Raw genomic sequence first — 10,727 nt, 5'->3', positions numbered from 1 at the left:
AGCCAATGGTGATCTGTCACCAGTGGAGTTTGAAAATTCTCAACTAAAGGTGTCCAGTTTTGGTTGACCAGAACAGCCACCGTTTGATCACACTACGACCATAGTGTGATGTTAATTTTGCGACTTTGTTGCTAATTTGTGGCCAATTGAATAAACATGGTATGTCTATATGCCTGAAATAGATCTAAAGAACTGTCAAAATATTGTAATCCTAACCGGTGCGGGTATCTCTGCTGAGTCTGGCATTAGAACCTTCCGCGCCAAAGATGGTTTATGGGAAAATCACGATATTAATGATGTAGCGACACCTGAGGGGTTTAAGCGTAACCCGCAATTGGTTAATAGTTTTTATAACCAACGCCGAGCGCAATTGCAACAACCTTACATCCAACCTAATCCTGCCCACCTTGCTTTGGCTAAACTCACTGAAGAGTTTAACGGCGAAGTTACGTTAGTCACGCAAAATATTGATGATTTACACGAACGAGCGGGTGTTAATCAGGTAATTCACATGCATGGTGAATTACTTAAAGTGCGCTGTCCAAATACTAACCAAACTCTTGAATGGAAAGGCGATTTATCCGTTGAAGATATGTGCACCTGTTGCCAGTTTCCTGAGCCACTTCGGCCACATGTTGTTTGGTTTGGTGAAATGCCACTGTATCTTGACCGCATTTATAGCCAGTTATCGCAAACCGACTTATTCATTTCTATCGGTACTTCAGGCAGTGTTTATCCTGCGGCTGGTTTCGTTCATGAAGCGGCAAGTCAAGGCGCTCATACCATTGAGGTTAACCTTGAGCCTAGTGAAATTAGCTCGCAATTTAATGAGCTTAGACAAGGTGCCGCTGGCTTGTTAGTACCACAACTGGTAGAAGAAATTTTAGCTGCGGTTAGAATAACTTAATCATATTCTGGCTAATAAAGCGCTTGAAAACATTTATCAGGTAAAATTGTCTATTTTTTCTCTGTGTAAGAGATTGCTAAACAATAATATTGCTCATTATTGCGATTTCCCTTTCACATCTTCGGCACAACCTCTTAAAATGTCCCCCCATGCATTAATAGTGGTTAGGTAATGAGCGAACAAGATAAACCAACACAGTTACAAATTGGCGGCAATTTAACGAACTCTTTAACCCAAGGCTTTAAGTTAGACCTTAAGAATGTATTTGCTGAATCTTTTCAATTAACGTTAAAAAACTTGTCGACCTTGTTGTTGGCTGGATTAGCCGCCGTCGGTTTCATGATGTTGGTTGCCAGTGTTTTAGTTCACGGTGGTGAGTTACTGGGCTTAATTAAAGAGGTGGTTGATGAAGAGGGTAACCCCGTAATTTTTACTAAAGAAATGGTCACTATTGCGCTGTTAATGTCCGTATTTGTTATCCCCTCGCTGATTGCTGGTTTTACTATGATGAGTATTAATCACGTTGTCGGCCTTAAGAGTAAACCATTGATGGTTTTTGATTTTTTTAAATATTTTGGGCCACTCGCCATCGCTTTCGCCGTTCCGAACATGCTCTCCATGTTATTTATGAATTTGGGCTTGGGCTTATTTGCATATTTTCCATCAATTTACATCAGCGCTATTTTTTCCTTGGTTATTCCGCTAATGATAGAGCGCAAAATGTCGGTGATCCAAGCGGTACCACTATCAATTAGGGTGGTTCATAAAGGGTTGGGGCAACTGTTTATAATCCATGCGGTTATTAATGTGCTAATGGTGGTAGCGGTGATGACAGTGATTGGCTTAGCCTTTGTGATCCCTTTCGCTTTTACCCTCCAAGCGCTCATCTACCGCGAGGTCTGTGGGATCCGCTTGAGTATTGAAGTAGCTAAAGATAAAGGTGAGTTCAGTGCATAAAATTTTGTCTATTAGCTGCTTATTACTGCTCTCTCAGGCTGCCCAAGGGGCGGAATCAAAAGTTTCTTATGGCGATTTTTATAAACGCTTAGATGTGGTCAATAAACAAGGCTTAACACAAGTTTCACCGGCATTCTTTTTACTGAGCCCCGATGGCACTGGCCCTTGTATTTTAAACGATGCGTATTTACAAACTAACGCTCAAAAAGTAGCAGTAAAGCAGACCATAGATGGCGAGTTAATTTTGCCATTTGATGCACGGTTAAAGCAGGACAAGGCTGAGCTGGTGATGGACTTTGCTGCGGATGAGCCCAATTGTGCCATGTCGATACAGACTAAGTTGATTAAGCCTATAAGCCAAGTAACGGAAGTCTCTGCACTGTTAGACATCGCCAATGAATTAGAAATGCTAATGAAGGGGCATGCTGGTTTTTGGGGGAAACTTTTTTTGCCTGATTTTAATGGCATTAGTTTACAACTGAGTGATGACTTAGATAGCGACTCAGTGAGCATTGCTGGTGATGATTTCAATGTGGTGAACCATAAAGTCAACTTGACTAAACAATGGCTTGAAGAGCAGGGTGACAAGCCTCTTGAACTGACTTTTCAAGTCATCGATATTAAGCCTTGGTTGGCTAATTAGCAGTACTTTCCTCATGGCTATACGTGTGTAGCCAGCAAAAGCTTGCTGAATAAGTATTTTGAGGCTGTTTGGTCATATTGTTTGCATGATGAGAGCCGAGTGGGACCTCAGCTTTCGCTCTCTATGCGATGTTAAACAGATTGCCCCTTGCTATTTTCTATCTCCTGTCGACATCATTTTCAACACTGTAATACGCAATACCAAGCGTCTAGCGGTATTTCAACTGTGTTTAAAACACCGTATAATCCGCACTTTGTTAATTCCCTTAGTGTGCCAGCAGCCATGTTTAACGGCCTGTGAGAAGTTGAATGAATCCAAAAGATATACGAAAAGAAACGCTTGAATTTAATAAATTAAACAAGCGTTTACGCAGAAATGTGGGTAATGCCATTGTCGACTACAACATGATTGAAGAAAACGATGTGGTAATGGCGTGTATTAGTGGCGGTAAAGACTCCTTCGCAATGCTGGACATTTTGCTAGCATTGCAAAAATCTGCGCCAATTAAGTTTGAAGTTATCGCTGTTAACCTGGATCAAAAGCAGCCTGGTTTCCCTGAGCACATTTTGCCAGAATACTTTGAGAGCTTAGGGATACCTTATTACATTGTCGACAAAGATACTTATTCAGTAGTTAAAGAAAAGATCGAAGAAGGTAAAACAACTTGTGGTCTGTGCTCCCGTTTACGTCGAGGCACCTTGTACTCTTTTGCTGAGCGCATTGGTGCTACTAAAATTGCGTTAGGCCATCACCTTGATGATATTGTTGAAACCTTATTTTTAAACATGTTTCATGGCGCTCGTTTAAAAGCAATGCCGCCTAAGTTACGCTCAGATGACGGACGAAACGTGGTCATCCGACCTTTAACTTATTGTCGTGAGTCAGATCTCATCGCTTATGCTGAGCAAAAGCAATTCCCAATTATTCCTTGTAACTTATGTGGTTCACAAGAGAATCTGCAACGACAAAATATTAAAGGGATGCTGGTTGAATGGGACAAAAAGACACCGGGTCGTGTAGAAAGTATTTTCAAGTCCATTCAAAATATCAGTCCAAGTCAGTTAGCTGATAAAAACATATTCGATTTTGCAAATTTGCCCATCGATCGGGAACAGGACAGAAAAGCATATGCGTTCGAGGAAGCGGTTGTTTCATCATCGAATATTGATGAATCTTTATTTATCGATGTGACTAACGTTTAATTACGGAAAAGGTCAGCATGACTGACCTTTTCATTCACTTATTTAAATTAGTCCATTACTCACTTACTGACTGAGTGGAGAGACGTAATCGTGAGGTTTAAGGGCGAGTAAATCACAATTTAAACTGTCAATTAAATGCTCTGCAGTATTACCAATCAAAGCGGCGCTCAAGCCGGTTCTTCCCACCGTGCCAAGCACCACTAACTCTGCATCCAGCTCTTCGGCAATTAGAGGTATCACATCTTCGGCTAACCCCTCTATTACATGCTGCCTATCAAGGGGAATAGAGTGCTTTTCTCCGTGTTTTTGAAGCATTTGCTGATGACGCTCTTTTATCGCATCGCGATACTCAACGGGATTAAAATCAGGTAACTCAAGTGCGATGTTCATTGGCGTACTGGGGTAGGCATTAACTACACTTACATGAGCATTAATCATTTTTGCAACGTCTAATGCCTCATTGGTTATTTTGTCATTTAATGCCAAGTGTTCGTCATCCTCAGCAGTAGCATTAATTGCAGCTAAAATCGTACCATTTTCAGGCCAATCATGTTTCTTAACCAATAACAATGGCTCAGGGCATTTACGCAGCAGATGCCAATCAGTAGGTGTGAATATGACTGATTGTAATTTAGGGTGGTGGTGTGTTGCTTTAACGACGAGATCGTGGCCGAAGTCTAGCGTTTCCTGAATGATGCTTTCAAAAGGGCGGTTATGCCAAATCACTTTAGTGTCAATCAAAAGGCCTTGATTTCGATAGGGAGCAGCAAGCTCTTCTAACCAATCCATTTGTTGCGCGATAACACTTGAGCGCATGGCTTCTCTTTCTTCAAGAGAAAGCATGGTGGTCATTTCAAATGAAAAATCATAAACCGAGAGGAAAAGCTTCAATTTAGCATTTTCTTCTTTTTGACAGATATAGGCTGCTCGAGATAACGCAGCCTGCTCTTCTTTTGTAGGATCAATAACAACTAAAATATTGCGAAATTTAACCATGGAAACCCTCCGGTTTACTTGATATATAATGTCACGTACTTAGTATAAATCTAGCCTAAAATAATGATTTATGACGGGATAATGATCAATAATTTGGCTTATAAATAAGTTATTCAGCTTTTACTGCGCCAGCGACCTCTGCAAGTTGAGCATGATCGATAATAGTAATGTATTTGCCTTTTACTGCGATCATTTCACTCTTCTGGAAACGGCCAAGTAATCGACTGATCGTCTCAACGGTTAAACCAAGATAGTTACCGATGTCACCACGTGTCATTGATAAGCGAAACTCTCGTGGTGAAAAACCACGCTCTGAAAAACGTTGTGAAAGGCTATAGATGAAAGCACCAAGACGTTCTTCGGCATTTTTCTTTGATAGCAATAAGATCATCTCTTGATCGCCAACAATTTCATTACTCATCATTCGCATAATTTGCTGACGAAGTTTTGGCATTTGGCCTGACAAATCATCTAGCGTTTCGTAAGGTATTTCACAAATCATCGATGTTTCTAATGCTTGGGCAAAACTAGGGTGGGTACCTGTATTAATCGCATCAAAACCGACCAGATCGCCAGCAAGGTGGAAACCGGTGATCTGCTCATCACCTTGCTCAGTGATGGTATAGGATTTAACCGTACCAGAGCGTATGGCATACAACGCGCGCATATCTTCGCCCGCTTTATAAAGCTCTTCACCTTTTTGTATTGGTTTCTTCCGTTCAATAATATTGTCTAATTGGTCAAGCTCTGTTTCGTTTAAGCTAACAGGAATACAAAGCTGACTAATACTGCAATCTTGGCAGTGAATTTCGCAGCCACCAGATTGGACTCTTTTTACGCCTTTACTATCGGACTTCATAATTACCCGAAATCTCCACTTGATATATATCAATATTGTAACATTTATTGCTCGGAATCATATAGTCAATACGATTTAAGATTCTGTGACAGAACGTATAAAAGACGGTTAAAGTAACAAAAAAAACGGATATTTAGTTTATTACTCAAGGCGTTGGTTTATCTATTGAATATATTGCATTTGTCTTAACGCAATGTAACCAGTGTGTACCGCGTATAGTGCAAGCATCGTGCTGCCAATCCAGCGAAACCAAAGTGAATTGAGTAGGTTTTTTAAATAGTTAGAAAATAAACCTAAGCTAAACATTGCAGGGAAAGTTCCTAGCGCAAAACCAGCCATAATTAATCCGCCTTGTAGTGCACTGCCGCTCACCGCCGCCCATGACAGACTTGAGTAGACTAAGCCACAAGGCAACCACCCCCAAACGATGCCAAAGGGCAGGGCCATTAATGGATGTTTTATTGGCATTAAATGTGCAGCTAATGGCTGAATAATACGCCAGAAATAGTGACCTAGTGCCTCAATTTTTTGTAAGCCTTGCCATATTTTGCTGATATACAACGCCAGCAATAGCATCATTATTGCCGAAAGCAAGCGTAGCCAAAGTAACGCAGACTTAATCTCAAAAAATTGGCTTAGTGCGGCGGCGCCGCCGGCTATAATCATCCCTGCAACGATATAACTGATCCCTCGACCAAGATTATAAAACAAAATGGCTAATAGCTGACGGGCAGAGCGCTGCTGTTGCTCGATAGAAAAGGTCATGGCGCTGGCAACACCACCACACATAGCAAGACAGTGACCTGCACCAAGTAAGCCAATGAATACGGCAGCGTAAAAATCAGCCATTATTCGGCTTGCCTTGCTCCGAGGCGTTAGTTTGGTCCGCTAAATGTTCAGCTGATGGTTTGTCTTCATCAAACAAAATATTAACCCCTTCTCGATCTAAGTCTTCAAATTGATCTGTTTTTACCGCCCAAAAAAACAAGGCGATCGCAATCGAGACGAATAAAATGGCGATAGGGATCAGAGTAAATATAATGCTCATTTTTTTAACAGCCTTAAAGAGTTTGATACGACTACTACAGAGCTTAATGACATACCCAGCGCGGCAATATAAGGTGGGACATGCCCTGTTGCAGCAAGCGGTAAGATTAATAAGTTATAGCCTAATGATAGGCCTAAGTTTTCTCGAATTATAGTGCGTGTTTTAATGGCTAAATTGCGTGCTTGCGCAAGTTTATTTAAAGAATCGCCTAATAAGATAACGTCAGCGGAGTTTTTAGCGACATCGGTGCCACTGCCTATTGCAACTGAAACATGAGCCTGAGACAACACTGGCGCATCATTGATACCATCGCCCACCATCAGAGTAACACTGCCTTGTTGCTGGAAATTTTGTACGGTGGCAAGCTTTTGTGCGGGAGTAACGCCAGATATAACTTGCTTTATATTGAGTTTATCCGCAACGCTTTGCGCTTGATAAGAGCCGTCACCAGTTAGCATTGTGGTTTGCACATTAGCCTGATGAAACTGAGTTAAACAGGCTTGAGCGTCATTTCTAAGTGCATCATCTAACTCAAAAATAGCCACTAATTCCGCATCAATCGTCAGCATAATCACTAAAAGCTGGCTATCAATAGGGTTAGCTTGTTGACAAAATACTGGGTTACCGAGTCGCAGTAATTTACCTTGATAATAACCTGTTAAGCCTTCTCCAGGTAAGTTAGTGACAGAATCGACCTGGATATTATTTTGTTTGAAAGGGTGAAATGCACGGCCAATAGGGTGTTCAGAGTGATGCTCTAATGCGCTAGCTAAGCCGAGAACTTGCTCTTGGCTTAGCTCGCCATACAAATACGTATTAACAACACTAAACTTTCCTTGTGTTAGGGTGCCTGTTTTATCAAAAATGAAGTGATCTGCTTTTGCTAAGGTTTCAAGTACATGGTTCTTGCGAATTAACACGCCTAAGCGATTTAAACTGGCGGTGGCACAAGTTAATGCGGTTGGCGTAGCCAAACCCAATGCACATGGACAGGTAGCCACCAACACCGATAGAGTGATCCAGAAAGCATGCTCGGGCGCAATAAACATCCAGCTGGTGTAAGTGACTGCAGAAACAATTAACAGTGCGCCGACAAAGTATCGTGAAACTAAATCTGCAATGACTTGAATGCGAGGCTTTTCGGCTTGAGCTAAATCTTGTAACCGAATGATATCCGCGATCAATGTACTTTGACCTGTCTCTTTAACTTGAATGGTCAACGGACTCTCTAAATTAATGGTTCCTGCGTATACCGCCGCCTCAACTTGTTTCAGTACCGGGATATGCTCTCCCGTCAGCATTGATTCTTCGACGGTTGATTTACCGGCAATAATGATGCCATCGGCTGGGATTGTTTCACCAGGCTTAACCAGTACAACTTGTTCAACCTGTAATAATTTTGCGGGGACGTGTTTAAGTTCATCACCTTCTTTAAGCCACGCCATTTTAGGCATCAGCTTCGCGAGATTATTACCGCTTTCCGATGCTTTGCGCCGAGCCCTAAGTTCAAGCATACGGCCAATGAGCAAAAAGAAAGTAAACATAGAAATAGATTCAAAGAATACTTCCCCCGTGCCCATAATAGTGGCGTAGGTTGAGGCGATATAGGCGCCGAGTAGGGCAATCGAAACGGGAATATCCATCCCTAAAGTGCCGTTACGGATATTTCTCAATGCATTAAAATAAAATGGCTGGGCGCTATAGAGTAATACCGGTGTGGCCATGATCAAACTGACCCAGCGGAAATATTGACGAAACTGGTCTTCCATTCCGGTGAATAAGTCGGCATAAAGGGCGACTGCAAACATCATCACTTGCATTGTGGCGATACCCGCCAAACCAATGCGTTTCATGTAGGATTTTACTTGCTCACGATATTGCTTTTCTTGATCGTCCGCCTGAAAAGGATGAGCGCGATATCCCACCGTGGCGATGGCTTTTAATATATCACTGAGTTTTAGCTGATTGGGATCCCAGCGGATAATTGCACGATGCAATGTCGTATTTACATTAATAAAAGTCAGCCCCGGTATAACGCGAAGCTGTTTTTCAATTAACCAAGCACAAGCTGCACAAGTAATGCCATCGATAGACACCATGACTTCTTGTAAATCTTTGTTTAGGGCGACAAAATCATTTTGAATCTCTTCAAGATCGTATAAATCAAGAGATTGCAGTGCTTCTGGAACTAGCTGATCCGCTTTTTGCGCTGGCTCAGTGCGGTGGTGGTAGTATGACGATAAACCACTCTTAATAATTGTTTCCGCCACAGCTTCACAACCGGGGCAGCACATAGGTTTAGAATCTCCGTCAAACTCAACGGAAAAATGGCTGTTTTCTGGCACAGGCTCACCGCAATGAAAACAGCCCAATGTGTCACTGTTTACCATCTAACGTAACCTTTCCCGTAGGAAATTCGATATCTTCTTGTACACGCCAACTGCCATCGAATGGCTCAATTCGCGTTGCCCATTTACCATCAATAGCTTGGTCTAAATCAAAGCGATAAACGCCTGAGGCATCGGCCGATAACATTAAGTTAAAATCATTCTCAGCAAGTGTAGCATGGTAAAAACTCAGTTTTAGTACCTGTCCTGGTTGATATTGTCCGCCATTAAAAGAAATAAGGCCCGATGTGCCATCAAGTGTCAGATCGAGTGAAATCCCTAATTTAACGGCTTGTTCTGACTTGGACAGATCAGCATGAATGGCTTTGCCTGTTTTGACATGATCTTCAGCGACTAAATCCACCTTATTATTATGGGCAATGATAACGGTCGAAATACCGGCGATGACGGCGGAAAGAGGTAAGAGGATAATGAGCCACACGGGGGCTTGTTGGTACCATTTATTTTTCACCAAAATACTCCTTAAATTGGACTAATGGAGTGTAACAAAAAGGCAAAAAAAAACCCCGAAAATTCGGGGTTTTGAGCAAGATTTAATATTTATTCTTTTTCGTTTGAAAGAGAGTAAACATAGGCAGCGATGATATGTACTTTATCTTCACCTAAAATATCTTTCCACGCTGGCATAACACCATTACGGCCATGTAGCAGTGTGGTTTCAACATCTTTGCGGCTACCGCCATATAACCAAACGTTGTCGGTTAGATTAGGTGCACCTAAAGCTTGCATGCCTTTACCATCCGCACCGTGACAGCCCATACAGGTACCGAATAATTCTTTACCTTTTTGAGCCTCAATCGCGTTCACTTTACGGCCGCTTAGGCTAAGCACATAAGATGTTAGGTTAGTTAAACCTTCTTTATCTAGTTGCTCTTCACTTAGTAGGCCGCGAATTGGCATGTTACCTTTACGACCTTCCATTAGCGTTGTCTTAATGATATCGCCAGTACCGCCGTATAACCAATCATTATCCGTTAGGTTAGGGAAGCCTTTCGCGCCACGAGCATCAGAGCCATGACATTGAGCACAGTTCTGCAAGAATAAACGTTGGCCAACTTTTACCGCTTCAGTATTATTAGCAACTTCTTCAACAGGCAAGTACTGTCCTTGCGCATCATGAGTTAAACCTTTAAATACTTCGCCATATAATTCATCGGCCTTATTCATTTCACGTTGATATTGCGAAGTAGACGTTGCAGCACGGTTAATGGAGTCCTGTTTTGACACAATATCCTGATCAGCACTGGTCCAGCCCAACAAGCCGTTACCAAAACCACCAAAAGAAGGGAACATTAATACGTAAACTAACGCCCCAACAATAGTGAAAACAAACAAGCCAACCCACCATTTAGGTAAACCAGTGTTTAGTTCTTCGATGCCATCGAAAGTATGTCCCATGGACTCACCTTCTTGAACACCCATTTTGTCTTTTGCACACCAGTACAAAATAACCGCACAACCTATAATCACAGTAAGAGTGATTACGGTTATCCAAATACTCCAAAAAGTACTCATTATAAATTCGCTCCTGCGTTTTTATTGTCGGCACTTGGCTTATTGGCAAACTTTTCATCATCGGCAAACACGAGGTTTGCCGCTTCATCAAAAGAAGGCTTGCGTTTATTGCTATAAGCCCAGGCGATAATGCCAATAAAGATTACAATTAAAAATCCGGTATATAAGCCACTGAATGTTCCGTAATCCATA

12 protein-coding genes are annotated in these 10,727 nt (G+C 41.9%); 4 read left to right on the top strand and 8 right to left on the bottom strand.

The window, feature by feature from the left end:
- The first annotated feature begins 169 nt into the window (after window positions 1–169).
- The 4 genes from cobB (at window position 170) to ttcA (ending at window position 3,709) form a co-directional block, all read left to right on the top strand.
- Window positions 170–907 (top strand): Sir2 family NAD+-dependent deacetylase, encoded by a 738-nt coding sequence (gene cobB, locus Q4519_RS16310; protein ID WP_232803593.1) that lies wholly within the window; start codon window positions 170–172, stop codon window positions 905–907.
- A gap of 171 nt (window positions 908–1,078) precedes the next feature.
- Window positions 1,079–1,864: a hypothetical protein gene (locus Q4519_RS16305; protein WP_232803592.1), complete on the top strand. Its 786-nt coding sequence runs from the start codon at window positions 1,079–1,081 to the stop codon at window positions 1,862–1,864.
- Complete coding sequence (locus Q4519_RS16300; RefSeq protein WP_232803591.1) at window positions 1,857–2,507, top strand: DUF2987 domain-containing protein; 651 nt, start codon at window positions 1,857–1,859, stop codon at window positions 2,505–2,507. The genes Q4519_RS16305 and Q4519_RS16300 overlap by 8 nt, the downstream gene beginning before the upstream one ends.
- A 308-nt stretch (window positions 2,508–2,815) precedes the next feature.
- Window positions 2,816–3,709 carry a tRNA 2-thiocytidine(32) synthetase TtcA gene (gene ttcA / locus Q4519_RS16295; RefSeq protein WP_232803590.1) on the top strand — a complete coding sequence of 298 codons (894 nt, stop codon included), beginning with the start codon at window positions 2,816–2,818 and terminating at the stop codon, window positions 3,707–3,709.
- 63 nt (window positions 3,710–3,772) lie between these two features.
- On the opposite strand, the gene uspE is transcribed toward ttcA, so the two are convergent.
- The 8 genes from uspE to Q4519_RS16255 all read right to left on the bottom strand — a co-directional run bounded on the left by uspE (window position 3,773) and on the right by Q4519_RS16255 (window position 10,726).
- Complete coding sequence (gene uspE / locus Q4519_RS16290) at window positions 3,773–4,705, bottom strand: universal stress protein UspE (protein WP_303514054.1); 933 nt, start codon at window positions 4,703–4,705, stop codon at window positions 3,773–3,775.
- Between the two features lie 109 nt (window positions 4,706–4,814).
- A complete protein-coding gene (locus Q4519_RS16285) occupies window positions 4,815–5,564 on the bottom strand; it encodes an FNR family transcription factor (RefSeq protein WP_232803588.1) in 750 nt (249 codons plus the stop codon).
- A 162-nt stretch (window positions 5,565–5,726) separates the two neighbouring features.
- On the bottom strand, window positions 5,727–6,413 hold the full coding sequence (locus Q4519_RS16280; RefSeq protein WP_303514050.1) for a sulfite exporter TauE/SafE family protein: 687 nt from the start codon (window positions 6,411–6,413) through the stop codon (window positions 5,727–5,729).
- A complete protein-coding gene (ccoS, locus tag Q4519_RS16275; RefSeq protein ID WP_303514047.1) occupies window positions 6,406–6,612 on the bottom strand; it encodes a cbb3-type cytochrome oxidase assembly protein CcoS in 207 nt (68 codons plus the stop codon). Before ccoS ends, Q4519_RS16280 begins: the two co-directional genes overlap by 8 nt.
- Window positions 6,609–9,002, bottom strand: coding sequence for a heavy metal translocating P-type ATPase (locus Q4519_RS16270; RefSeq protein ID WP_303514045.1), 2,394 nt, complete (start codon window positions 9,000–9,002; stop codon window positions 6,609–6,611). The genes ccoS and Q4519_RS16270 overlap by 4 nt, the downstream gene beginning before the upstream one ends.
- The gene (locus Q4519_RS16265; RefSeq protein ID WP_232803584.1) at window positions 8,989–9,471 is read right to left on the bottom strand and encodes a FixH family protein; all 483 of its coding nucleotides are present in this window, start codon (window positions 9,469–9,471) and stop codon (window positions 8,989–8,991) included. Before Q4519_RS16265 ends, Q4519_RS16270 begins: the two co-directional genes overlap by 14 nt.
- Window positions 9,472–9,560: 89 nt before the next feature.
- Window positions 9,561–10,535 carry a cytochrome-c oxidase, cbb3-type subunit III gene (ccoP, locus tag Q4519_RS16260; RefSeq protein WP_232803583.1) on the bottom strand — a complete coding sequence of 325 codons (975 nt, stop codon included), beginning with the start codon at window positions 10,533–10,535 and terminating at the stop codon, window positions 9,561–9,563.
- The gene (locus Q4519_RS16255; RefSeq protein WP_232803582.1) at window positions 10,535–10,726 is read right to left on the bottom strand and encodes a cbb3-type cytochrome c oxidase subunit 3; all 192 of its coding nucleotides are present in this window, start codon (window positions 10,724–10,726) and stop codon (window positions 10,535–10,537) included. The genes ccoP and Q4519_RS16255 overlap by 1 nt, the downstream gene beginning before the upstream one ends.
- Window position 10,727: the final 1 nt, after the last annotated feature.

Source organism: Motilimonas sp. 1_MG-2023 (genome assembly GCF_030547455.1).
Taxonomy (GTDB): domain Bacteria; phylum Pseudomonadota; class Gammaproteobacteria; order Enterobacterales; family CBDFNC01; genus Motilimonas.
This window is presented reverse-complemented; position numbering and strand designations above follow the sequence as displayed.

Coding starts and splice junctions, on each gene's coding strand:
- cobB (WP_232803593.1), top strand. CDS start 170: ATGCCTGAAATAGATCTAAAGAACTGTCAAAATATTGTAATCCTAACC.
- Q4519_RS16305 (WP_232803592.1), top strand. CDS start 1,079: ATGAGCGAACAAGATAAACCAACACAGTTACAAATTGGCGGCAATTTA.
- ttcA (WP_232803590.1), top strand. CDS start 2,816: ATGAATCCAAAAGATATACGAAAAGAAACGCTTGAATTTAATAAATTA.
- uspE (WP_303514054.1), bottom strand. CDS start 4,705: ATGGTTAAATTTCGCAATATTTTAGTTGTTATTGATCCTACAAAAGAA.
- Q4519_RS16285 (WP_232803588.1), bottom strand. CDS start 5,564: ATGAAGTCCGATAGTAAAGGCGTAAAAAGAGTCCAATCTGGTGGCTGC.
- Q4519_RS16280 (WP_303514050.1), bottom strand. CDS start 6,413: ATGGCTGATTTTTACGCTGCCGTATTCATTGGCTTACTTGGTGCAGGT.
- ccoS (WP_303514047.1), bottom strand. CDS start 6,612: ATGAGCATTATATTTACTCTGATCCCTATCGCCATTTTATTCGTCTCG.
- Q4519_RS16270 (WP_303514045.1), bottom strand. CDS start 9,002: ATGGTAAACAGTGACACATTGGGCTGTTTTCATTGCGGTGAGCCTGTG.
- ccoP (WP_232803583.1), bottom strand. CDS start 10,535: ATGAGTACTTTTTGGAGTATTTGGATAACCGTAATCACTCTTACTGTG.
- Q4519_RS16255 (WP_232803582.1), bottom strand. CDS start 10,726: ATGGATTACGGAACATTCAGTGGCTTATATACCGGATTTTTAATTGTA.